We start from the raw sequence: 24,366 nt of genomic DNA, 5'->3' as shown, positions 1-24,366 counted from the left end.
TGCAAGGTGCGGGCGATTGGCATCGGCTGCAATGCGCTCGACGCCGGTACCCGCGATGGCCGCCTCCGCCGTTTGCCCACGGAATACTCCCGAAACGCCAAGCCCGTGGTTGCCGATATCCGGAGTACCTCGGGCCTGGCCGCTACAACCTCCGCAGCTTCTGGCGCGCTTTTGGCCAAAGAACCTCTTTTGGGGAATAGAGTAGTGTTATCCAAACCGTAACGGTGACATATGGCCCCAAAAAACGCGTCTTCCGCCGCTGTCGGAATCCCTTCCATCGGTCTTAAGACGAAACTGCTGGCCCCTATTCTCGGCATCGTGCTCGCCACCTCATGCTTTTCCCTGTTGGCCGTGGTGCGCAAAGCCGAGGATTCGCTTCTTGAAGCCAGCCAGGAGAAGATTCTCAATGCCGCCGTGGTCGTGGGCAACACCATTTTGGGGCAGATCACCCGCGCCAAGGCGGATGTGACCTTTGCCACCAACGTGCCCGGCATCGCGGCCGCCCTTGATCCCGTGGGCACGGACCAGTATCCGGACCGGAACACCTACGTGCTGGCCGCCAATACCTTGCTTGCCCGCCTTGGGCAAGCCTGCGGCTACTACGAGACCTTTTACGTCACCAACGACAAGGGCATGACGCTCATCTGTTCCCTGCCCGCCGCGGTGGGTACCCTGGACATTTCCATCCGCCCCTGGTTCCATGAGGCCATGGCCGGCAAGGGCGTGGTGCTTTCCGAACCTTTCCGCAGCCGCATCACCGGCGATGCCCTGATGGCGGCGGCCACCCGATTCACCCATAACGGACACAGCGGGGCCATGGTCGGCTCCTTGCAAATCCGGAAAATAACCCAGGCCGCGTTGGAGCTGGAAGACAAACCGTGGCTGAAAACGGTCATCGTCACCCAAAGCGGGATGACGGCCGCTTCCCTGGACGATGCGGCCATTGCCTCCCATTCGTACAGCGACCAACCCTGGTTCCGGGAAGTGCTGCAAAAGCCCTCGGGGTTCATCGAGATTACCGATCCGGCCGGGCCGAGAATTCTGGCCTTTTACCATTTGCCGGGAACCAACCTGTACGCGCTTGCCAGTGCGGACAAGGAATATCTGCTTTCCCCCGTGCGCGACGTGGAGCGTATCGGCCTCGTGGCCGCCGTCCTGGCCGTGCTGTTTGCCTACGTGGTTATTTACCTGGCCGTCACTCCGGTCACTCGCGATATTTACCGTCTGGCCGCAAGGGCCGAGAAAGTGGGGCGGGGCAACCTGGAACAGCCCATCGACGTGACCCGCAACGACGAATTGGGCGTTCTCTCCCGCTCTTTGCGGATCATGGTCGAGAACCTGAAGCAGATGATACTCCGGGCGGAAGACGCGACCAGGGCCAAAAGCGAATTCCTGGCGCGGATGAGCCATGAGATACGTACCCCGATGAATGCCGTGATCGGCATGGCCTATCTTGCCCTGCAGGCAGACCCGGACGAAAGGCAAAAGAATTATCTGACCAAAATTCAGGGGGCCGCCGAAAACCTGCTGGGCATCATCAACGACATCCTGGATTTCTCAAAGGTCGAAGCCGGGAAAATGACCTTGGAAAACAAGGCATTCCGTCTTTCGGACATGATGCAGTCCCTGGCGGACCTGCTTGAGCACAAGGCGAACGAACAGGGGCTTGCGCTCAGCCTCGACATTGCGCCGGACGTTCCCCAGGTATTGATCGGCGACTCCCTCCGTCTTTCCCAGATTTGCCTCAACCTGTGCAACAACGCGTTGAAGTTCACCGAAAAAGGCTCCATTTCCCTCTACATCGACGTCGCGGAAGACCGGGGCGAGGAGGTGCTGCTGCACTGCAGCGTGCGGGATACCGGCATCGGCATGACAGCGCAGGAGCTGGCCCTGGTGTTCGACGCCTTCTCCCAGGCCGACGGGTCGACCACTCGCAAGTACGGGGGCACGGGCCTTGGCCTTACCATCTGCAGACTGCTGGCCCAGCTTATGCACGGGAATATCTGGGTGGAAAGCGAACCCGGACGTGGCAGCACCTTCCACGTTACCGCTTTGCTGCGCCGGGGCGGCAGTGACGACCTGCCCATCCCGCCGCGGACCGCCCTGTCCTCCGGCGAAGTCGTGGGCAACATGAAAGTGCTTTTGGTGGAGGACAACGAGTTAAACCGGGAAATCGCGCAGGAACTTCTGCGGAGCATGCTGGGCATCACCCCGGTCATGGCCGTCAACGGGGCTGAAGCGGTGGCGGCTTGTTCCGCCCAGAAATTCGATCTGGTGCTGATGGATATTCTCATGCCCGTCATGGACGGGCTGGAGGCCACCCGCCGTATCCGGGCCCTGGACGGCCCCTGCAAACCCACCATGCCCATTATTGCCATGACCGCCAACGCCATGAGCGGCGACAGGGAAAAAAGCCTGGCCGCAGGCATGAACGACCACATCACCAAGCCGATCGACCACGAAAAACTGCTTGAAACCCTGCGATACTGGACACGCTACATATAGCCCATATAGCCCATATAGCCCATATAGCCTGCGGCGGCCCGCCTACGATCCGATAACGGACCGCGCTTGATGCGGCAAGGAACTCAGCAAGCGCCCGCGGCCTGGTCGAGCAAGCTCCTGAGCAGCAGGGCGACGTCCTTCTGGGCCAGCGGTTTCATCGCGAAACCCCGGATGCCCAGCAAGCGCGCCTTTTCCTCCGAGATCAGGTTGCTGTAGCCGGTACAGAGGATGATGGGCATGTCGGGCCGTATCTGCAGAATCCGCAGGGCCAGGTCGCTGCCGGTGATGCCCGGCATGGTGTGGTCGGTGATCACCGCGTCGAACGCATCCGGCTGATTCTGGAAAGTCACCAGCGCCTCCAGGCTGTTGGTGCGGGCCGTCACCTTGTATCCCAGCCGCTCGAGCATGAGCGTGCCCAACTCCACCAGCATCTCCTCGTCGTCGACGAACAAAATCCGTTCCGTGCCCACGGGCGCGGCCTCGCTCTTGGCCGCGGTGCAGGTTATATGCTCGGCGACCGGAAAATGAACCCGGAAGACGGTTCCCTTGCCGACCTCGCTGTCGCAGGTGATGAGGCCGTTGTGGCTGGTGACGATGCCGTGGACAATGGCAAGCCCCATGCCGGTCCCTTTGCCGACTTCCTTGGTGGTGAAATAGGGGTCGAAAATTTTTTCCCGTATTTCCGGGGGAATGCCGATGCCGGTGTCGCCGACGGCAAGTTCAACGAACCTGCCCGGGGCAATTTCCGGTCGATGCTGCAGGTCGCTTGCGGACAACTCGCGGTTCTTGAGAACGAGCTTGAGGATGCCGCCGCTGTGTTCCATGGCGTGGAAGGCGTTGGTGCAGAGGTTGATCAGGATCTGGTGCACCTGGGTCGGATTGGCGAAGATGGGCCTGATGGCATCCTCCAACTCCAATTCGATTGAAATGGTTGCCGGCAGGGACGGACGCAGCAGCTTGACCGCTTCCCGTACCACCTGGGAAGGGAGCACGGGGATGCGCTTGGCGTCCGCCTGCCGGCTGAAGGCCAGGATCTGCTTCACCAGGGCCCCGGCCCTTTCGCCGGCCTCCTGAATCCGCTCCAGATGCTTGAACGCGAGCGAATCGGAGGGCACATGATCCCGCGCCATCTCCGTATAGCCGAGGATCGCCCCCAGGATATTGTTGAAATCGTGGGCAATGCCGCCGGCCAGGGTGCCGATGGCTTCCATTTTCTGGGACTGGGTCAACTGGGTCTGGAGTTTGTCCTTTTCCTCCTCCGCCTTCTTGCTCTCGGTAATATCCCGGGAGAAACCGGCAACCTGGATAACCCGGCCCAGGTTATCCATGATGGGATACAGCCGGACGAGATAGTGTTTGCCTTCGCGGTATTCCTCGTATTCGACCAGCCTGCGCTCGTGCAGGACCCGATCGATGGTCTGCCGTCGCATTGCGGCCGCGGCCGACGGCAGGTGCTCGAACAGATTCTTGCCCCGGAGCGCATCGGCGTCCAGGGAACGCCGTCGGGCCGCGTTTTCGTTCAGGTCGAGGATGGTGCCATCGGAGTTGATCAGGATCACCGAATCGGAAGTGGCGTTGAACAGGGCCTTGAACCAAGCCACGCTCTTCTTGAGTTTTTCCTCGGTGAATTTTCGGTCGGTGATATCCCGAATGCTGGCAATGGCGCCAACGATCCGGCCCGATTGATCGTGCAGGGGGGACGCCTTGACAAAAACCCAGGCCCCCCCGTCGTCTTCGTGCAAGCCGTTGCAGAACACCTCGGTGGTCAGCGTTTGTCCTTCCCGGATGATGTTCGGATAGAGGGTGTCGATATTCTCGTGGTTTTCCAGAATCATGTCAATCAACTGCGGACGGGCCTTGCCGTAAAAGGGAATGGTGTAGGCGTAGTTCCCCTTGCCCACCATGTCTGCCGCCGACAGGCCGGTCATCTTTTCGATGGCCCTGTTCCAGATGATGACTTGTCCCTGGTGGTCGATGGCAAAGGTGGCATCGGGAAGAAATTCGATGAGATCGGTCAGCCGGCTTCTTTCCTCCTCGAGCTGCGATTCCGCTTGCTTGCGCAGCAGCGCCTCGCCGATGTGCGAGGCGATCTCTTCGAGCTGGCCGACGGAATTGGGGGAGAAAGAGCTTTTCCGCGCGTTGCCGAAATGGAGCAGGCCGACGATTTTTTCCCTGACCCTGATGGGGACCAGGGCAAAGGAGGCATAGCCGCCGTGCACACATTGGTTCCTGGGGTGAAACCCGGCATCCTGCAAGAAGGAAAGATCGAGAAGAATCCGGGAGTCGTTGACCCAGAAACTGCCGCGCAAGGTGCAAAAGGGATGCGCCGGGTCGGTGCGTCCGGCCAGGACCAGCCCGCAGGCACAGGCCAATCGGCTCCCGCCGTCTTTGCCTCGACACAAGGGCTCCTGCCGCTGGTGTTCGAGCAGGGAATTTTCCATGGCAAGAAAGGCATCGGAAAAACCCTTGTGGGCATAGAACGGGAAATCGTCCCCATCCTGAAGCCGTATGCCGACCGCGTCAAACCCTGTTCCCTGCCGCAGCACGTCGAGAATGCGGTGAATGGATTCGGGCAACGTTTCCAGGCCGCTTAAGATTTGGAGAATCTCGCGGCCCATTTCCCGGTAGCTCTCCAGTTTTTTCTGATCGGTTATCTCCCGGAAAAAACAGTGGGTTTGCTGAAAGTTCCCCCGTGCGTCCCTGGCGATTTTGCCGTCGAAGGAAACGGACACGGTCGAGCCGTCCCTGCGGAGCATTTCGAATTCAGCGGACTTGACTTCACCCTTGTTTTTGTATTTGGGAAAATTGTTGCGGAAAGGGATTCGCCAGTCAGGATGGAGGAAGTCCGCAAAATCGCGACCGATGATCTCGTTTCTGCTGTAGCCGAGGATCTCGAGCCAGGTCTGGTTGACGTGGATAAAGTGCCCGTTTTCGTCAAGAGATTGATAGCCCAGCGGCGCCAGTTCAAGCAGCTGCTTCAGGCTTTCGTAATCCGTGCGGAAGCCGCCGGCTTTTTTCGTCGGCTGGTCGGGAGGAGGGGGCTGGGGAATCGTCTCGACCGGGACCGCAGGCGAAAGGGGAGGAGGCCCCGCACCTTCGGCAAGGCTGGAACATGCATGTCCGTTCGGCGTTTTCCTGTGTTCACATGACATTGGGTGGCCCGTGGTTGTGAGATTGAGGGAAGATGCACCGTGCACGATGCGTTGATCCCGGACGAAACGGAGGATAATTTAATGTACATGAAATTGCTTACAGAGGCCAGCGGGTAATTGGGTGTCGGCCGGGTATCGGAAGGGTGTTGTCATTCTTGGCGAACGATGCGGCCAGGATGTCAAACGCCATCCTGGCGGGCTGGGGAAACGCGCGCGAAGCGCCGCGAAGGGCGGGCTGGTTTCAGCAGGGAGATTGAAAGAACGGGAAAGTCGGCGGCTTGAGGAGACAGGGCGGGCGGCCGTCGGAGATGGCGGCCATCGGTTCGGGCATGCGCATCGGACGCCAGGGGCCGGTGTGGGGCAATATCAACGGCGCACGTTGGGGGTGGGCGACGGCAACAGCCGAGCCGGCAAGATCAGGTGAAGTCGCTGTACAGGGCCTTGACGCATTCGGGGCAAAGCCCGTGGGAAAACATGGTCTGGGTTTTGGCGGTGATGTAGCTTTCGATGGCCTCCCAGCTATTCTGCTGCCCCGGATCGGTTCCTTCCCGTCTGATCCGCTTGCACTTCGAGCAGATGGGCAGGATGCCTTCGAGCTGGGAAATGCGGGACAGGGCGGTTTCCAACTCCGCTATCTTGATTTTGAGTTCTCTTTCGTTTCGATCGAGCGAGGCGATCATCTTGTTGAATGCCTCGGAAAAATCACCCATGAAATCAATCTGCTGGCTGTAATCTCCCTCGGCGACCCGGCTGGTCTGCCAAGTCAAGTGCATGAGCCGGGAGTGCAGTTCCTTGAAAGGCGAACTGAGAAAATTGCGCGGTGGTGGCAGGGCGATGCCGCTGATATTTCCCTGCGACAGGGGAACGATGAATTCGTGCACCTCCTGCATGCAGGCAAACAGTTCGTTCAAGAGATTGGCAAGTTGGCGTTCGTCTTCGGATGCGCAATGCTCGGTCCCGATAGCATCCGGAACCTTGCCTTGCAGGAGAACACCCAATTTGTCGCGCGCTTCTTTAATCATGAGGTGCATCTCCACTCAACTTGGCGGAAAAGCGGCAGACTCTGGCACCGCTCGCCCAGCAGTCGGTCTCGGTGACGTCAAAGACCTTGCCGGTGTATTCTTCGAGAATGCCGGCAATGAACCCTTCGTCGTACTGGCAGACGATTTCATCCGTGCAGGGCAGGCCGGAGCAGTCGAGATCTTCGGCGACGGTCAGGGTGAATTGCATGGTTTCAAGATTCACTCTCTCCATGCGCATGAGTCCGATCAGCTGCTGCTTGAGCACCTTTTGCAGTTGCGCGACGAATGCGCTGAAGGGCAGACTTTTGTCGAGCAGGTTGCGGCAGAACTCTTTTCCGGCCAAATTCCCTGCCCGCCGGAACAGATCGTTGGCCTTATCCGGTCCGAATTCGCCAATCAGCACATCCCACAGGGTGAATTGCATGAGGCGATAGGCCAGGACCGGCGCCATCGGCCCGAGGTTCGGCCGTCCAAGTTGCAGATCTCCCAGGTTTTCCCAGGAAAAGGTTCTTGGCGGTTGCGAAGTGTTCATCCGTTTCCTCCAGGCTGGATTTGCAGCCTAAAAAAACATACAGCCAGCGGACAGTCGTTTTGCCCTTGTCCCGATGGATCGGGGGCTGCTTTTATTGATAATATCAGCACAAACGACGAAACGATAATGGTTCTTGTCCTGCCGTATTGGTTTTTTGCGGCGCGGCCGGATCGACAGCGTTGGCCGGACGATGCCGCATGTGGTCTCAAACGATCAGGAATCCCGCATGGATGCTGGCGTGAGGAGCACGGCAGCGTTGCGATGCATTGGTCTGCGGAACAACAGGGGAAGCGATCAAAGCAAGGAACGACATTCCGAACTGCCAGCCGGGATCTTTGACGTCAATGACGCATCGATCCTCCGGAACCGGGTCGACCGTACCGGTGGGGACATCTCGACACTTTCTCAAAAAACAAGCTGGACTTATTTTACCACAAAATATGTTAGTAGGGGGGCAATCCAACGCCTTGTTGGATATTTTTTTTGAAAATATCGGTAAAACAGGTGGTTGGGTTGAGTTTGGCAAGGCTCGAACCCGGAGACCGGCTGTTTGGCGTAGTTGATCGGAAAAAACGGCGGCCAGGCCGAAGGCCGTCCCACGGTGAAACGCACTCACTGCCCCAAACCCGAGGGGCCGAGCTTGGGGATGAAGTATCACGCCTCGCTCATTTAATATCGAGTTTTTCCATGGCCACCGGATCGCCGTTGTAAATGCCGCAGCCGATCACCACGTCGACGCCGTTGGGCATGGTGCATTTCTTGATGTAGGAAACCTTGCGGACAATGTCCTTGGTGCCGGGAACCGGCCAATAGTACGCGACCCAGCCCTGGCCGGGTTCGTTGGCCACATCGTTCATGGCCACGAAAAAGCGTTTGCCCCGTTCGTCTTTCAGCCCGATCAACTCGTTGCCTTCCATTTTGTACTTGATCGGATGCATAAGCATCCTGGTTTCCTTCAGGCTGTGAATCCAAATGTAGGTCCCGTCAAAAAGAAAAGGGCTGCCCTTGCCCTTGAACCGGGGAAAGGCGGCCGGTCCTTCCTTGGCCAGCAGGGCGCAGGCCTCGTCGACCTTGGTCACAATGGCCGCCGGCGCGGTAGGGGTGTCCTTGGCGGTCGACCTGACATAGGCCTCGGACTCGGCGGCCAGTCGCTCGGGGGATGTTTCGGCGAGGGCGGAGGTGGCGAACAAGGTCAGCAGAAGGGAGCAAATTAGGGCGTTGACGATTTTCTTCATGACGACCTCCTCTGGGCGATGGGGAGCGGGGCAGTTCCGCGATGGACCAAAAGGCAACGGCAGGCACGGCCTTCCAATGGCTGCCCGGTTGCTGTCGCGCAGGCGGAAAAGCGGATTGAAGTTATCGCAAAATGTATAGCAACATAAAAGGATCGGCGTCAAGCGGCTTGGCCTCATTCATGGGCGCAAAGACAAGAACGACGACACCGAACCCGCGGCCGCCGTAACGGGGGCAACGCGATCATGCGGCTTATGACCGTGGCGGGGTGCGTCCATCCGTGGCCGGCAGCTCGATGTGCAGTTTTTTCAACTTGCGGAACAGGGTGCTCTTGTGCATGCCCAGTTCACGGGCCGCAGCCAGACGGTTGTAGTGGTTGCGGACCAGGGCGTCGTGGATGGCCTCGGCTTCGGCGTTTTGCTGCCGGGTGCGGAGCGAGGAGGCCGCAAGGGGCTGGGGATGGTGCGGCTGTTTGGTTTCGAGAAACGGCGGTAGGTGATGGAGCCCGATCCACCCCTGGGCGCAGAGCACGAAGGCATGTTCGATGATGTTTTCCAATTCCCGGATGTTGCCCGGATAATCGTGGGCCATCAGCCGTTGCAGTGCGGCCGGTTCCATACCGCTCACCGCCTTGCTCCGCAACCGGTTGATTTTGTCAATGAAGTGATCCACCAACAGCGGAATGTCTTCCTTGCGCTGGCGCAGGGGCGGCAGCACCACCCGGACGATGTTGATCCGATAGAACAGGTCGCGGCGGAACGCCTCCTGGTCGACCATGGCGGCGAGATCGCGGTTGGTGGCGGCGAGGATGCGAACGTTGACCCGTTCGCGGGCCACCCCGCCCAGGGGCTGGAATTCTCTTTCTTCCAGGACGCGCAGCAGCTTGACCTGAAAGGCCGGGGTGGTTTCGCCGATTTCGTCGAGCAGGATAGTGCCGCCGTCGGCCAGGGAAAAATAGCCCGGTTTATCGCGCACCGCGCCGGTAAACGCGCCGGCCTTATAGCCGAACAGTTCCGATTCGAGCAAGGTATCGGGCAGGGCGCCGCAGTTGATGGCGACAAAGGGTTGGTCCCGCCGGGAGGAGAGATCGTGCAGGCATTTGGCCATCAGCTCCTTGCCGGTGCCGGTCTCGCCCTCGATCAGGACGCTGGAATCGCTCTCGGCGATTTGGGGCAGAACGGAAAAGATCCGCTGCATCAGGCTGCTGCGGCTGACCATGTCGCCCTGGCGAAAGGTGCCGTGCAGTTCGCGGCGCAGCTCCTCCACCAGGGTGTTGTCGCGGAAGGTTTCGACTCCGCCGAGAATGTCGCCGGCCTCGTTGCGCAGCGGCGCCGTCGAGACGTTGATCGGTATGCGTTTGCGGTCGCTGTTGATGATGTAGGTCGAGCTGCTGACAAAGGAACGGCCCTCTTTCATGGTGCGGCGCAGGGCGCAATCGCCCTCGCACATATTGGAGCGAAACACTTCCCAGCAATAGCGGCCGATGGCCTCCTGGCGCGGAATGCCGGTGATTTCTTCGGCGGCCCGGTTGAAGGAGGTGATCCGCCATTCGTGATCGACGGTGAACACTCCATCCGAAATGCTCTCCAGGATGATGTCGGTCGCCCCTTCCGGCGACGGTGCCTTGGTTCTGCCCATGTTGTGGTGTTTCCTCGCGCGAGGTCGAATCCCGTCGGGGTGCCGGCGGGCGCGCTATTCGTTTGCTGTAATGAAAACACCATAGACCGCATCGATTGCAATCGAAATCCCGTTGGCTGTTTCTTTTTCGTCAGTGCTTCGCCATCCGGCGGCAGGACGGAGCCCCAACAAGGGCAAGGCAAGAGGATGGGAATCGGTAGTTTTTTGAATCCGTTGACGCCGCGCAAGGCTTCCGGCCTGGCAAGGAAGGGGGGAGGAAGTGGGGACGCGGGCGGTTGCCGGGCTGCCGGCACGATCCGCCCGCCGCACGTGATTACTGGGTGATGGAGAAATCCTCGAACACGGCCTGGATGGGAATGGCAAAGCCTATGCCTTGGGTATTCCTGTAAATCATGTAATTGACCCCGTGGACCCGGCCTTGTTCGTCGATCAGGGGGCCGCCCGAATTGCCGGGATTGATGGGGGCGTCGGTCTGGAGCACAACCTCGCCGGTGTCCCGGTTTTGGCGGTATCCTGAAAAAATACCAGCGGTCACGGTGTGGCGGAGGCCCGAAGGGTTGCCGACGGTGTAGACCTTGTCGCCTTCCTTGAGCGCCATGCTTCTCGTGGCGGCCTTGAGCGGCCTTGGCGATCCGCCGTAAACGGTGAGGAGGGCCAGGTCCCGCTTGGAGCTGACCTGGATCGATTGCGGATTGTGCTCGCTGCCGTCGGCGAGAAAGATTTTGATGTCCGTTGCCCTGCCGGGTTCCTCGCTTTGCTGAAGGCGTCTTTCCGCCTCTTCCTGCATGGGGATCGCCTTGGCCACGGCTCGCTCCTTTTCCTGAAGGGAGAGGATCAGCTGACGGCGCGCCGGCCCCTCGGGCATGGTCTTGAGCCATCCGCGGATCTGGGCGATTTGTTCCTGCTCCAGGGTGATCATTTGTCGAGCGGTTTGCACCTTGTGGCGCAACTCGTCGAGGTTGCTGTTGTCCTGTTCGACCACATGCCGGTTGGTGACCACGAGATTGGGGGTGAGAAAGAATCCGGAACCCACGGTACCCCAAGGAGTTTCGATGGCCACGGTGCCCAGTTTGGCCTGTTCGATGGTATTGCCGACCGGCTTTTGCTCACTTCGCGGTCCGGGAGGCGGTGCGGTCCGGGACTGTGGTTCGATTGGCAGCATGTCCGTTGCCGGCGATGCCTGCTGCATCGCCAGGGGAGCGTCGGCGGGCTGCTTGTTGCCGGCGGCGAACCAGTAGGTGGTGGCTGCCGTCGCCGCCACCAACACCAGGATGGTGCTGAGTTTCAGAAAAGAACCGGACGAGCGTTCAACGGCGGGTTCGGCGGATTCCACGGGGCCGTCCGGTGCGGCCGGCGGGTTTTTCGTCTGTCGTTCCCGCTCGCGTACCTGTTCGAATCTGCGGAAGAGCAGGCCGCAGGCCTCGCATTCGACCTGGTTGGTCTGTTGATGGGAACACTTGGGGCAGCTGATTGTTTCCTGGCTCATGTCAATACGCTCGCTGTGCTGTGCGGCAGGGTAGTTGAAACCCAGCCCCTGTCGACCCGCAACCATGGATCGGCCTGCATGCCGAAGGACGGACAATTGAAGATATGAAAAAAGTATAGGGGAAAGAAAAAAACTTGTCCAAGAAATGGCGACGGTTTTGCGCGGTAGACGGGTGATCGGACCTGGAAAGCTGCCCGCAGGGGGGCAAAAGACCGATCTCGGCCGGTATGGACCGGCTGGCGCAGGTATGGACCGGCAGGTTGTTCCGGTTAGAGGGAAAAGTGGGCGGTTTGGGGTAATCCGGCTACGGTCAGTCCCGGTAGCGGCGGATGAGATCGCCGTAGGCGTCGATCCGTCGGTCGCGGAGATAGGGCCAGAGGCGGCGGACCTGCTCGCTCCGTCGCCGGTCGAGATCGACCACCAGGACCTGCTCGCAATCGGTTGGGGCCATGGCCAGCATCTCTCCTTGGCAGCCGGCGACAAAGCTGGACCCCCAGAATTGCGCGCCGGCGCCAACACCTGTGGGATCGGCCTCGAACCCGACCCGGTTGACGCTGACCACCGGGATGCCGTTGGCAATGGCGTGGCCGCGCTGGATGGTCACCCAGGCCTCGCGTTGGCGAGCTTGCTCTTCGGCATCGTCGTTGGGGTCGTGGCCGATGGCGGTGGGGTAGACGAGGAGCTCCGCCCCGGCCATGGTCATCAGCCGGGCCGCCTCCGGATACCACTGGTCCCAACAGACGAGGATGCCCAAGCGACCGAGGGAGGTGTCGATCGGGGTGAAGCCGAGGTCTCCGGGGGTGAAATAGAATTTTTCGTAATAGCCGGGGTCGTCGGGGATGTGCATCTTGCGGTAGCGGCCGGCGATGGAGCCGTCCGTTTCCAGGACCACGGCGGTGTTGTGGTAGAGGCCTGTCGCCCGTCGCTCGAACAACGAGGTCACGATCACCAGGCCCAGTTCCCTGGCCAGGGCGCCGAACGTTTCGGTGGCCGGGCCGGGGATCGGCTCCGCCAGATCGAAGCCGGCGGTGGTTTCGGTCTGGCAGAAATAAAGGCCGCAGTGCAGTTCCTGCAGAACTACCAGGCGGGCGCCTTGCGCGGCGGCGGCGCGGATGCCCTGGATGCTGGCGGCGATGTTTTCCTGGCGATTGCCGGTGCAGCGTTGCTGGACCAGGCCGACGCGGAGCGTGTTCATGGCAGGACTCCTCGGGGAAGCTGCATGGTGACGCAATGGAGCGAGCCATGCTGGGCGATGAGGGCGCGGCAGTCGATGCCGATGATTTCCCGGCCCGGAAATGCCGGGGCCAGGGCGGCCAGGGCCGCGGCATCTTGGGGGACGCCGTAGGTCGGTACCAGCACCGCACCGTTGACGATCAGGAAATTGGCATAGGTGGCCGGCAGGCGGTGGCCGTCGCGGTGGTGACAGGCATCGGGCCAGGGCAGGGGAATTAGCCGGTAGGGCTCGCCGTCTCGGGTGCGGAAGGCCCGCAGTTCGGCCTCCATGGCGGTCAGGGCGGCACAATGCTCGTCGGCGGGATCGTCGCAGCGGACATAGGCGATGACGCTCTCGGAGCAGAACCGGGCCAGGGTGTCGATATGGGCGTCGGTATCGTCTCCGGCCAGGTATCCGTTCTCCAGCCAGAGCAGGCGAAAGACGCCGAGCTGGGAGCACAGGGCCTGTTCGATGCCCTGGCGGTCCAGGTGGGGATTGCGGTTGGGGCTGAGCAGGCAGGCGGCGGTGGTCAGAATGGTGCCGTTGCCGTCGCTTTCGATGCTGCCTCCTTCCAGGATCAGGCCGGGAAGGCGCCGCGCGCACCGGCCGAAGGCCTCGAGCCGTGCCAGGTTGGCGGTGATTTGATTGTCGAGATCGGCGGCGAATTTCAGGCCCCAGGCGTTGAAACCGAAGTCGAGCAGCGTCGGTCCCTGCGGCTCAAGCACCGTGATCGGCCCGAAATCGCGGGTCCAGGTGTCGTTGGTGGCCATCGGGAACAAGGCGGTCCGGGCCAGGTCGACGCCGGCCGCGTGCAGCCGTTCCCGGACCGGGGCAATGTCGGGGGCAACGATCATCAGCCGTTCGAATCGGCTGATCGCCGCGGCGATCCGGACAAAGACCGGGACGACTTCCGTCAGGTTGTCGCGCCAATCGCTGTCCGCATGCGGCCAGGCGAGCAGCACCCCGTCCTGAGGTTCCCATTCTGCGGGCAAACGTCTGTTCATGGCGGTTGGTCGTGAAAAATTGGCATCAAAGGACGGCGCATCCTAGCCGATCGCTTGCCGGTTGTAAACAGGCGCGCCAGGGCTGCGGCCGTGGGGAAATGGGCAAACAAATATTTAGCTGTTGACGCCATCGAGGTTGATAGTTATTTTCATCTAGATTTTTTTTGTAAAATTAATAGCCGGTTATCTGGGTGATGCTTATTCGATGCTCTCACGAAGTGGTATCAGCGATTTTCGGCGCTACGGATGAAACATGAAAACACACCTTCTTGAACTGCTGATCTGCCCTCGCTGCCTGCCCGCGGAAGAATCCTTGGCCGTCGACATCCTTGACGAACGAAACGGCGATATCGCAACCGGGTCGTTGCGTTGCCCCCAATGCGGCGCGCTCTACCCGATCGTCGACGGGGTCGCCCTGCTCGACCCGCAGGCCACCGAGGTGCAGCGAGCCGCCAACAAGTATGAAACCGACGAGGTGGTTTCCTCGTACCTATGGAGCCATTTCAGCGACCTGATCGGCGACGAGCAGGCCTCGCAGGCCTATGCCACCTGGGCGGGGATGATGGCGCCGCAGCCCGGCGTGGCCCTGGATGCCGGCGGCGCGGTGGGACGGTTCACCTTTGAGATGAGCGCGCGGTGCGATTTCGCCATCGGCATCGATACCTCGCAGGCGTTCATCCGGGCGGCACGACAGCTGATGCGGGAGCGGTCGATGGTGGTGGCGCTCAAGGACGAGGGCTTGCTCCGGCGGGAGGCGACCATCCGCCTGCCCGATACGTGGCGCAGCGACCGGGTGGAATTCGTGGTGGCCAACGCCCTGGCCCTGCCGTTCAGGCAAAAGACCATCGCCCTCTTTTCCTCGCTCAACCTGGTCGACAAGGTGCCCTCGCCGTTGAACCATCTGCGCGAAATGAACCGGGTCACTCGGAACCAACACGCCCAGTTTCTGCTCTCCGACCCTTTTTCCTGGTCCACCGAAGCGGCCCCGATCGCGGCATGGTTGGGCGGCAAGGCCGATGGCCGGTTCGCCGGCAAGGGGTTGGCCAACGTGGCGGCGCTGCTGGCCGATGCCGGCGGCGAACTGGCACCTGCCTGGCGGGTGGGTGAGTCTGGCAGCGTTTGGTGGACCATTCGCACCCACAGCAATCATTACGAGTTGATCCGCAGCTGTTATGTCCATGCCAACCGATAGGAGGAAGCGATGATCATCGATACTGTCTGCCGTTTCTGTTCTTCCTGCTGCCCCATCGAAGCCGAGGTGGAGGAAGGGCGCCTGCTCGGTGCCAGGCGCAAGTCGTTCCTCGATCCGGACAAGCGGCTGAGTTGCGCCAAGCTGGCCGCTGCCCCGGAGATCGTCTATTCGCCTGCCCGGCTGACCAAACCGTTGGTGAAAAAGGACGATGGCTCCGGCTTTCGCGAGACCGGCTGGGACGAAGCGCTTGACCGGGTGGTGGCCGCGTTTCGGCATCATCGGCAGGCATCGGGGCCGCAATCCGTGGCCTGGCTGCGGGGCATGGCCGCCGATTGGGGGGCGCCTTGGGACTATCCCAACCGGCTGATGCACGCCTTCGGCAGCCCCAATACCATCGGCAACGGCTCCATCTGTTTCGTTGCCCGTGATTTCGCCCATACCTACACCTACGGTTCCATGGCCTTTCCCGAGGCGAAGAGCGCCAAGTGCATCATCGTCTGGGGCAAGAACGACGGCAACACCGCCCTGGGCGCCGCCGAAGGCATTCACTGGGCCAAGGAACACGGCGCCACTCTGATCGTCATTGATCCGGTTCGGACCGCCCTGGCTCGCAAGGCCGATATCTGGCTGCAGATCAAGCCGGGACACGACGGCCTGCTGGCCATGGCCATGATCAACGAGATCATCCAAAACAATTGGCACGACACCGAATTCATTGCCAAATACACCGTCGGTTTCGAGCGGCTCCGGGAAGTGGCGGCCCGCTATCCGGCCGAGCGGGTGGCGGAAAACCTTTGGCTGAGCGCAGACCAGATCAGGGAAGTGGCCCGGCTGTACGCCACGGTCAAACCGGCGGCCATCATCGATGGCAACGGCCTGGACATGCACCGCGAAGTGTTCGACACCACCCGCGCCGTGGCCATGCTCCGCGCCCTCACCGGCAACCTCGACAAGCCGGGAGGCGACGTGCTGCCCCAGCCGGTGCCGGCCCGCAACATCCAGTTGCGGGAGCGGCTGGCGGCGGACGCGGTCCCCATCACCTGCGATTATTCCCTGTTCAATACCTTCAGCGAGACTTGGGGCAATCAGGTGCAGGGGTGCGTGGTCGACGCCATCCTCGAGGAAAAACCCTATCCGCTCAAGATGGTGGTGGTCCAGTCCGGCAATCCGCTGGTGACCATGGCCGACGCCACCCGTACCCGCGCGGCCTTCGCCAAGCTGGAGACCCTGGTGGTGATCGATATGTTCATGACCGAAACCGGCAAGCTGGCCGATGTCATTTTTCCGGCCTCCAGTTGTTTCGAGAAGACCCAGCTCAACCGCTCCTCGATCCGGAACAATCCGATCATCCTGCAGAATGCGGTGATCGACCCGGTGGGCGATTCCTGGCCGGATTGGAAGATCGTGTTCGAATTGGGGCGTCGGCTGGGGTATGGCGAGGAGTTTGCCTGGCAGACCGCCGAGGAGGCGATCGATTTTCAATTGGAGCCCGCCGGGGTCACGGTGGCGGATCTGCGTGCCAGCGGCAAGACCGGGCTGCGGCTCGAGGCGGCCAGATACGAAAAATACCGCGAACAGCCGTTGAAGACGCCATCGGGCAAGGTGGAATTTTTTTCCAGCCGGCTGGCCGAGGCCGGTTTTGCCGGAGTTCCCTTCGAATACGGTTTGGAGGATGATCCGATCAGCTTTGCCGACCAAAGGGACGATTATCCGGTTCTGGGAGTCAGCGGTAGCCGCGACATCCGCTTCACCAATTCCCAGTTCCGTACCATTCCGGCTCTGCTGCATGGCGGGGCAGGGTGCGTGGTCGATATCCACCCCGACGATGCGGCCCGGCAGGGGTTGAGCGAAGGCGACCTGATCGGCATCTCCACCCCCAAGGGGTCGATCGAGATGACGGCGCGCCTTTCGACCACGGTTCGGCCAGGGATGGTTCGCCTGGCCTGGGGATGGGGCGATTTCGACCCGCGGGCCAGTCTCAACGTCTTGACTGAAGACGACAAGCGCGGGCCGGTTTCAGGGACCTCCACCAGCAGGAGTTTCATGTGCCGCTTGCAGAAGCTGGAGCTTGGCGCAACAGGCAAGAGCCGCTGAAGGCTGGGCCGGCGGGCAGCCGAACCGCCTGGGGAGAATGTCACAGCCCGCAGGCCGGACGGTGGAAACGATCCGCGTGTTGCCGGTGTATAAAACAACAAGGCGCCCTCCGAAGGGGCGCCTTGTTGTTTGCAGCGTGTTTTGTGCGGAATCGGGATCGTGGCCGCGAGTTTTTTTCTGTTATACTGGCAATGTCGCCATCCTCTGCGACCCACGTGCCGAGGTTTCGGCTAGATCTTGAAGGTGTTGACAATCCCCTGCAGTTCGTTGGTCAGATCCTGCAAGCGGCCCGCGCTGATGGCAATCTGTTGACTGCTCAGGGAAATTTCGCCGGACGCCGTATTCACGCCGGTAATATCCCGGGTGATGGTGCCCGCCACCGCCGAACTTTGACTGACATTTTCGTTCACTTCGTCCAGTCCCTGCGAAGCCTGGGCGATATTGTTGGCAATTTCCCCGGTGGCTGAAGACTGTTCGCCGACCGCGGTGGAGATGGTTGCTACGATCTCGTTGACATTGTTGATGATTTTCGTGATCTGATTGATTTCCTCGATCGTTGCCTTGGTTGTTCCCTGAACCCCGGAAATCTGGTTTTTGATATCCAGGGTGGCGGTGGCCGTCTGTTTGGCCAGTTCCTTGATCTCATTGGCCACCACCGCAAAGCCCTTGCCCGCTTCACCGGCCCTGGCTGCCTCGATGGTGGCGTTGAGGGCCAGCAGGTTGGTTTGTTCCGAAATCTCGGTGATCGCCTCGGTGACCTTGCCGATGGCTTGGGCCGCCTGTCCGAGTTCCGCCATTTTTTCGGAGGTGTTGGATGCCTGGATGACCGCTTTGCCCGAAATGGAATGGGCCTCCTCCGCGTTCTGGGCAATCTGGGAGATGGTGGCGTTCATTTGCTCGGCGGCGCTGGCAACCATAGCGGCATTGGTGGTGGATTGCTCCATAGCCGCCGCCACACCGGTGAGATTGGCGCTCATTTCCTCGGTGGCGGTGGCGACGTTGCCGGCCCGACCGGAAGTCTCCTCGGCATTATTGGACAAGGCCACGGCGATGTCCGACAGTTCCTTGATCGCCTGGTTGACCTCCTTGGTGTTGTCACTGATCTGACCGATAATCGATTGCAGCTTATCGATGAAGGTGTTGAACCATTTGGCCAGTTCGCCGACCTCGTCGCGCGAAGTCACGGCGAGGCGCATGGTGAGATCGCCCTCACCCTGGGCAATATCCTGCAAGCCGGCGACCGCCTTGTTGATTGGTCGGACGATGGCATTGGTGGCGAAGAAAATGAGCAATGCCGCCACACCGACCGAGAGGAGGGTGATGAAAGCAATGGTATTGCCAAGCGTGACGACACTGGCCAAAAATTCACTGGCATCCTGGGTGGCGGCGACACTCCAGCCTTTCAATTTGACCGGCGCGTATCCGGCGACTTTGTCGATTTCTTTGAATACATAGGATTCCGCTCCGGTTTTCCCCGCCATCATCGCGGTATTGATCTGCTCCATGCCCGTGAGTGTCTTGAGATCCAATTGCAAGACATTATTGGTATCGGGATGGGCGATGATGAGCCCATCCTTGTTGGCCATGAAGCAATATCCGGTTGTTCCTATCTTTTTGGCCGTGATCAACTCGATCAGTACCGACCCCTTGAGGAACGTGCCGAATGTGCCGAGAAAGGTGCCCTTATCGGAAAGAACCGGACCGCACAGAAAGAGAACCGGTTCGCTGTTCGCTTTAGAGCGCATCATTTCACCGCTCAAGGTCTTTCTGCTGTTTTTGACTTCCTGGAACAAGGAGGAATTGCCGATATCGAATCCCCTGACTTCCTCAGCCGATCCTGCCGCGGAGGCATAGATTTTACCATCGGCATCGGTGAGGAAAATGGCGGTGTGTGTTTTGCTCAGCCGTTCGAACCGGTTGCTCAAATCGTTGTTCATCGTCTCCACTGTCCCAGACTCGGTGGCGCCCGCAATCCCCTTGGAGAACACGGTTTCAGCGGCATTCTTGACCATGGTTCGGCCGGCAAAGGCCTCGGTGAATCGAATTTCACCCTCCAGGGTTGCCGCCACCTGCATGGCCAAACCTTCGGCAATGGACTGGCCGTTGGCCTTGCTGTAGGTGGTCACCGCCGCGGCGGAATTATTCTTGGCTACAATGCCGCTCACCGTAAGCGGAACGAGCACGATGAGGATACCGCCGACGATAAGTTTGAAACGAATGGACGAAAAATTCATGCAAATCCTCCCCGGAAAGAATGCCTGTTGCTGGATAATTCCGGATCGGCCGAATCCACCCCCATGGAGGCCGACCAGGAATTTTGGAGCCTATGGAGAAGATTGTATGGGATTACCAAGGGAAGTCAAAGCAGAATAGGCAAAATTGCCTAAGCGTTTTTTCGGAGGGGATGGCTGGCCGGATTTCAGCAGTGCCAACCGGAAGGAATCAAGCGGATAATTGTGTGCGCCACATCTTCCTGATCCAGGCCGTCGCAGGCGATGGTCAGTTCGGCATGCCGCCTGTACAACACCTGTCGCTCATCGTACAGTTCCCGAAAGGTTTGGTGCCTGGCCTTGGCGATGCCGCGGGTGGCAAAATTGCGGATACGTCGCTCGATTTCCGCAAACGAGACCTCCAGGAAAACGATGAGGGAGATGCCTTGCAGGTGCGTCATGGCCTTGGGGCTATAGGCGGCGCTGCCGCCGGTGGCGATGACGTGGCGGCTGAGGTTGAGCTTGCAGATTTCGGCCTCTTCAATGGCACGCAGGGCAAGGTGGCCGGAGGTGTCGATGATCTGTTGCAGCGATTTCTGCTGGTTGATCTGGATGAGCACGTCGGTGTCGATGAATCCCAGCGACAGGTTTTTGGCCAGGATGATGCCGACGGTGCTCTTGCCCGCGCCTGGCATGCCGATCAGGGTCAGGTTGGTCTTCATGGTGACGTGCCGGGAACAGGAAACAGGGCGGACAGCCAAGGGAAAACTTTGCCAGACTAGCGCAGGGACTCCTGAAAGGCAAGGCGCGAATGAAGGGCAGGGGGCTGGGCAGCGGAAAACGACGAGCCGGCCCCGGAGCGCCGCCAAGTGGTAAATGGCAAACGATCTGGGCAAACGTTCCGGAACCGGATGAAAAAGGGTGGAAAAATGTTACCAGGTGCTCTCTTCCTTGATCTCGCCGCGGACGGACACCACCACCTGGCGGACCGGACAAACCGGCTTGGCCTGGAGCCATGCTTTTCTGACGATCTGGAGCATGGTATGGCAACAGGGCACTTCCATGATCAGGACGGTCAGGGAACGTAATTCCCGGGTGCGGAAAATTTCAGTGAATCGATCGACATACAGCTGCTGATCGTCGAACTTGGGACACCCCATCATCACTACCCGGCCGGCAAGGAAATCCTTGTGGAAGCCCGCATGGGCCACGGTTGTGCAATCGGCCGCCACCAGCAGATCGCAATTGTCAAGGAAGGCTGCGGTCGGGGGAATCAGCCGAATCTGCACCGGCCAGTGGGAGAGGGCGGAATCTGGCTGTAGAGCAGGTCTGTTGGCGATTTGGCAGGGAGAAGCCGTTTGAAAAGTCTGCAACCGGGTTGAAGGGCAGCCGTATCCATGTGCGGGGGCCGTGGCAGGCGACTTTTCCTGGCTGCCAAGAAAGGCATGCACCGCCGCTTCGTCGAACTCTTCAGCCTCGCGCTCAACGATGGTCAGCGCTCCGGTTGGGCAAGAACCCAGACAAGCGCCAAGGCCGTCGCAGAGTTTATCGGCCACCAGCCGGGCCTTGCCCTCGACGATTTGGAGCGATCCTTCGGCGCAGTCCGGCACGCAAAGGCCGCAGCCGTTACACAGTTCTTCGTCTATCTTTATGATTTTTCTCGATACTTTCATGATATTCCTGGCGCAATGCCTGGTGCAATACTTGTTTCGTCAGTCGAGCACCGCCTTTTTCAGGGCGTCGATACCAAACCGTTCCATGAAGCGGGCGGAGCGGGTCTTGAACTTGGCCTCCCGGAGGTAGTAATTCAGGGTTTTCGTTACCAGGGACACGGCTTCGTCGTCGCTCAGCCCCTCGGCCACCAAATCGCCGATGCGGGGCCGGCCGGCTCCATTGCCGCCAAAGGAAAACCGCCAGCCTTTCTTTTCGGCAGTGAGCCCCACATCGCGAATCCATGATTCGCAACAGCAGAAACGGCATCCGGAAATCCCCACCTTTACCTTGTACGGCAAAGGGCCGTCGAGTTCGATCGCCTTGATCCGCTCTCCCAAGTCCAAGGCGTCTTTCTGCCCGAACGGGCACCAGGCGCTGCCCGGACAGGCCTGGACATAGTGGACCCGGTTTCGAGCATGAGGTGGGGTATCGATGATGTGCAATTCCTCCTTCATGGCGGCCAGTGCCTCGGGTTCCATGCCGAGAAAGGCCACCCGTTGAGCTCCGGTGATTTTCGTCTTCGGAATGCGGTATTTTCTGGCCAAGGCCGCCAGGTGTTCCAATTCCTCGGGGGAAAGCAAGCCAGCGTTTAAATGGGGCAGGACAAGATAGGTCTTTTGATTGTCATTCATAGTCTGATTCCGGGCAGACCTCGGCCGGACCGGATAATCCGGCCGAGGTTTTCTGGTTGAGTTTTGGAGGTGTTGGAAGAGATGCGAGGTCAGCCGAGGATGGCTTTCAGGTCGGCTTCCGGGGTATCCACCGGCTTGATGTCAAAGGTCTTGACCAGAAATTCAAGTACCGCAGGGCTGATGAAGGCCGGCAGCGACGGCCCGAGGCGGATATCCTTGATGCCCAGGTACAACAGGGTCAAAAGGATGGCCACGGCCTTCTGCTCGTACCAGGACAGCACCAGGGAGAGCGGCAGGTCGTTGACGCTACAGTCAAAGGCCTTGGCCAGGGCGACCGCGATCTGGATGGCCGAGTAGGCGTCGTTGCACTGGCCGACGTCAAGCAGGCGCGGAATGCCGCCGATATCGCCCATCTGTTTGTCGAAGAAGCGGAATTTGCCGCAAGCAAGGGTCAGCACCATGCAGTCGTTCGGTATCTGCTCGACAAAACGGGTGAAGTAATCGCGGCCCGGCTTGGCGCCGTCGCAGCCGCCGACCAGGAAAAAGTGGCGGATAGCCTTGGCCTTGATGGCATCGATTACCTTGTCGGCCACGCCGAGCACGGTGTTGCGGGCAAAGCCGACCAGTACCTGGCCGTTGTCGAGCTCATCGGTGAAACCGGGCATGGCCAAGGCCATGTCGACCACGGCCGAATAGTCTTTGTTGTCGATATGCTTGACGCCGGGCCATCCGACCAGACCGTTGGTGAAGACCCGGTCTTTGTAGTCGTCGCGCGGCTTCTGGATACAGTTGGTGGTGAACAGAATCGGGCCAGGGAAGTTGGGAAACTCCTTTTGCTGGTTCTGCCAGGCAGTTCCGAAATGACCGTAAAAGTGCGGGTATTTTTTCAATTTAGGATAGCCGTGGCAGGGAAGCATCTCGCCGTGGGTGTAGATGTCGATACCCTTGCCTTCGGTCTGCATGAGCAGCATTTCCAGATCGTGCAAATCGTGGCCGGAAATGAGGATGCACTTGTTCTTGCGATGGCCGAGAGGTACGGGCGTGGGTGCCGGGTGGCCGTAAGTGCCGGTATTGCCCGCGTCGAGCAACTCCATTGCTCTCAGGTTGGTTTCACCAGCCTTCATGACCAGGGCGACCCCTTGATCCAAGGTTAAGTCGGACGAAAGCAACGCGGTCAGGGCTTCGTAGCAAAATGCGGCAATTGCCGGATCCTTTTGGCCGAGGATGGCGGCATGGTCGGCATAGGCGGCGATGCCTTTCAATCCGAATAGAACGGTTTGCTTCAGCGAGCGGATGTTAATATCAGTGTCAAGGTTTTCAAGCAGTCTGAGCGCCTTGCCCTGTGCCGCCAGTTCGACTGCGGAATCGGTCGTTGCAATAAAGGTTGCTTGCGGCTGATTGAAACTCGTTGCACCACCCTTGGCCCCCACCTTGGCTTTCATGGCCTCACGCAGTTCAACCGCACGCTTGATCAGGGCCACGAAACGGTCCGGATCAAAGTCAACGTTGGTCAGCGTGGAAAAGATGGCTTCCAAAACAAAAAGATCGGTGGCATCGTCAATGATGGCCAGCTTGCGGCCTTCCAGGGCATACAGCGAAAGCCCTTGCAAGGCATGGGTCAAAAGATCCTGAAGATCGGCAACCTCCTCATTCTTGCCGCATACCCCGACAATGGTACACCCGGTTCCCTTGGCAGTCTGTTCGCACTGATTACAAAACATGGCATTTCTCCTTTTCTGTTTTTAGTCGCGTTTGACAACGTCACTCAGTAGTATGCCTGTACTGTACATCAAATCCGTGTCCTTTCTTTGACCTAGATCAAAAACAGAATATTTTTTTCAGACTAATGCAAAAAAAAAATGAACTGCTTGCCACAAGTCTCCTGTTTAGCGGATTACCCGCGGAACAACTGCAAAAGATTGCCGCCATCGTCGTTGGCAAGCAATATCCCAAGGGTGCTACGATTTTTCACGAGGGCGATCCCGGTATCGGCTTTTACCTGGTAGCCAGCGGCAAGGTAAAAATTTTTAAGACATCGTTTGACGGCAAAGAGCAAATTCTTCACATTTTTAGCGCAGGGGAGCCTTTTGGCGAGGTACCGGTTTTTTACGGCAGCCCCTTTCCGGCCAATGCTACTACCTTGAGTGATACGGAATTGTATTTTTTTCCTCGTCGTGAATTTGTCGATCTGGTAACCGCCACCCCATCGTTGGCCCTCAACATGTTGGCCGTGCTGGCTTTGCGCTTGCGACGGTTTGCCGCTCAGATTGAAAATCTTTCCCTGAAGGAGGTCCCGGGACGGCTTGCCGCACACCTCCGCTACTTGATGGAGGAGCAAAACCGGCGCGATAAGGTCGTCCTCGATATTCCCAAGGGACAACTGGCCAGCCTGCTCGGTACCAGTGCGGAAACCTTGTCGCGGATTTTTAGCAAGATGAGCGATGATGGATTAATTCGGGTAGAGGGCAAGACAATTGTTATCCTGGATCCGAACGGATTGCAGGAGCTCTAACTGCAAGCAAAGGGCAGGGGATAGCGGATAAGTGGGGCCTCACCGGGCTGACACCTTTTTATGGATGGGATTTTAGCAAGATAGAACCAAAAAAGAAAAGCCTCTGAGCCATTTTGAATGGTTCAGAGGCTTTAAAAGAAGGATCGGCGGCGACCTACTCTCCCACATAGTCTCCCATGCAGTACCATCGGCGCTGAAGAGCTTAACTTCCGTGTTCGGAATGGGAAC

The 24,366-nt window shown here is 59.5% G+C and carries 17 protein-coding genes and 1 rRNA gene; 4 read left to right on the top strand and 14 right to left on the bottom strand.

Annotated elements, in window-relative coordinates; all coding sequences use genetic code 11:
• The first annotated feature begins 231 nt into the window (after positions 1–231).
• Positions 232–2,505 carry an ATP-binding protein gene (locus RMR13_RS09075; protein WP_310600324.1) on the top strand — a complete coding sequence of 758 codons (2,274 nt, stop codon included), beginning with the start codon at positions 232–234 and terminating at the stop codon, positions 2,503–2,505.
• Between the two features lie 83 nt (positions 2,506–2,588).
• On the opposite strand, the gene RMR13_RS09070 is transcribed toward RMR13_RS09075, so the two are convergent.
• The 8 genes from RMR13_RS09070 to RMR13_RS09035 all read right to left on the bottom strand — a co-directional run bounded on the left by RMR13_RS09070 (position 2,589) and on the right by RMR13_RS09035 (position 13,785).
• Entirely contained in the window at positions 2,589–5,657 is a 3,069-nt protein-coding gene (locus RMR13_RS09070) for a PAS domain S-box protein (RefSeq protein ID WP_310600323.1), read from the bottom strand.
• 416 nt (positions 5,658–6,073) lie between these two features.
• Positions 6,074–6,679: a hypothetical protein gene (locus RMR13_RS09065; protein ID WP_310600322.1), complete on the bottom strand. Its 606-nt coding sequence runs from the start codon at positions 6,677–6,679 to the stop codon at positions 6,074–6,076.
• Positions 6,672–7,211: a V4R domain-containing protein gene (locus RMR13_RS09060; RefSeq protein ID WP_310600321.1), complete on the bottom strand. Its 540-nt coding sequence runs from the start codon at positions 7,209–7,211 to the stop codon at positions 6,672–6,674. The genes RMR13_RS09065 and RMR13_RS09060 overlap by 8 nt, the downstream gene beginning before the upstream one ends.
• Positions 7,212–7,876: 665 nt before the next feature.
• Positions 7,877–8,446 (bottom strand): cache domain-containing protein, encoded by a 570-nt coding sequence (locus RMR13_RS09055; protein ID WP_310600320.1) that lies wholly within the window; start codon positions 8,444–8,446, stop codon positions 7,877–7,879.
• 250 nt (positions 8,447–8,696) lie between these two features.
• A complete protein-coding gene (locus tag RMR13_RS09050) occupies positions 8,697–10,082 on the bottom strand; it encodes a sigma 54-interacting transcriptional regulator (protein ID WP_310600319.1) in 1,386 nt (461 codons plus the stop codon).
• 313 nt (positions 10,083–10,395) lie between these two features.
• Entirely contained in the window at positions 10,396–11,568 is a 1,173-nt protein-coding gene (locus RMR13_RS09045; RefSeq protein ID WP_310600318.1) for a trypsin-like peptidase domain-containing protein, read from the bottom strand.
• 310 nt (positions 11,569–11,878) lie between these two features.
• Entirely contained in the window at positions 11,879–12,763 is an 885-nt protein-coding gene (locus tag RMR13_RS09040) for a carbon-nitrogen hydrolase (protein WP_310600317.1), read from the bottom strand.
• Complete coding sequence (locus tag RMR13_RS09035) at positions 12,760–13,785, bottom strand: agmatine deiminase family protein (RefSeq protein ID WP_310600316.1); 1,026 nt, start codon at positions 13,783–13,785, stop codon at positions 12,760–12,762. The genes RMR13_RS09040 and RMR13_RS09035 overlap by 4 nt, the downstream gene beginning before the upstream one ends.
• A 253-nt stretch (positions 13,786–14,038) precedes the next feature.
• Here RMR13_RS09035 and RMR13_RS09030 point away from each other — a divergent pair, with 253 nt between their 5' ends.
• A complete protein-coding gene (locus RMR13_RS09030; RefSeq protein ID WP_310600315.1) occupies positions 14,039–14,977 on the top strand; it encodes a methyltransferase domain-containing protein in 939 nt (312 codons plus the stop codon).
• A gap of 9 nt (positions 14,978–14,986) precedes the next feature.
• Entirely contained in the window at positions 14,987–17,071 is a 2,085-nt protein-coding gene (locus tag RMR13_RS09025) for a molybdopterin-dependent oxidoreductase (RefSeq protein ID WP_310600314.1), read from the top strand.
• Between the two features lie 230 nt (positions 17,072–17,301).
• On the opposite strand, the gene RMR13_RS09020 is transcribed toward RMR13_RS09025, so the two are convergent.
• The 5 genes from RMR13_RS09020 to hcp form a co-directional block, all read right to left on the bottom strand.
• A complete protein-coding gene (locus RMR13_RS09020; RefSeq protein WP_310600313.1) occupies positions 17,302–19,305 on the bottom strand; it encodes a methyl-accepting chemotaxis protein in 2,004 nt (667 codons plus the stop codon).
• A 185-nt stretch (positions 19,306–19,490) separates the two neighbouring features.
• A complete protein-coding gene (locus RMR13_RS09015; protein WP_310600312.1) occupies positions 19,491–20,003 on the bottom strand; it encodes a shikimate kinase in 513 nt (170 codons plus the stop codon).
• A 210-nt stretch (positions 20,004–20,213) separates the two neighbouring features.
• Positions 20,214–20,954: a 4Fe-4S dicluster domain-containing protein gene (locus tag RMR13_RS09010; RefSeq protein ID WP_310600311.1), complete on the bottom strand. Its 741-nt coding sequence runs from the start codon at positions 20,952–20,954 to the stop codon at positions 20,214–20,216.
• 39 nt (positions 20,955–20,993) lie between these two features.
• A complete protein-coding gene (locus tag RMR13_RS09005) occupies positions 20,994–21,626 on the bottom strand; it encodes a nitrite reductase (protein ID WP_310600310.1) in 633 nt (210 codons plus the stop codon).
• 89 nt (positions 21,627–21,715) lie between these two features.
• Positions 21,716–23,347 (bottom strand): hydroxylamine reductase, encoded by a 1,632-nt coding sequence (gene hcp / locus RMR13_RS09000; RefSeq protein WP_310600309.1) that lies wholly within the window; start codon positions 23,345–23,347, stop codon positions 21,716–21,718.
• A gap of 125 nt (positions 23,348–23,472) precedes the next feature.
• Between hcp and RMR13_RS08995 the strand changes: the two genes are divergently transcribed.
• The gene (locus RMR13_RS08995; RefSeq protein ID WP_310600308.1) at positions 23,473–24,138 is read left to right on the top strand and encodes a Crp/Fnr family transcriptional regulator; all 666 of its coding nucleotides are present in this window, start codon (positions 23,473–23,475) and stop codon (positions 24,136–24,138) included.
• Positions 24,139–24,279: 141 nt separating this feature from the next.
• On the opposite strand, the gene rrf is transcribed toward RMR13_RS08995, so the two are convergent.
• Positions 24,280–24,366: ribosomal RNA gene (gene rrf, locus RMR13_RS08990) — 5S ribosomal RNA — on the bottom strand; the annotation flags it as partial.

Source organism: Desulfobulbus sp., assembly GCF_031547805.1.
Classification (GTDB): domain Bacteria; phylum Desulfobacterota; class Desulfobulbia; order Desulfobulbales; family Desulfobulbaceae; genus Desulfobulbus.
Note: the sequence above shows the minus strand (reverse complement) of the source record. Positions and strands in the feature narration are given on the sequence as shown.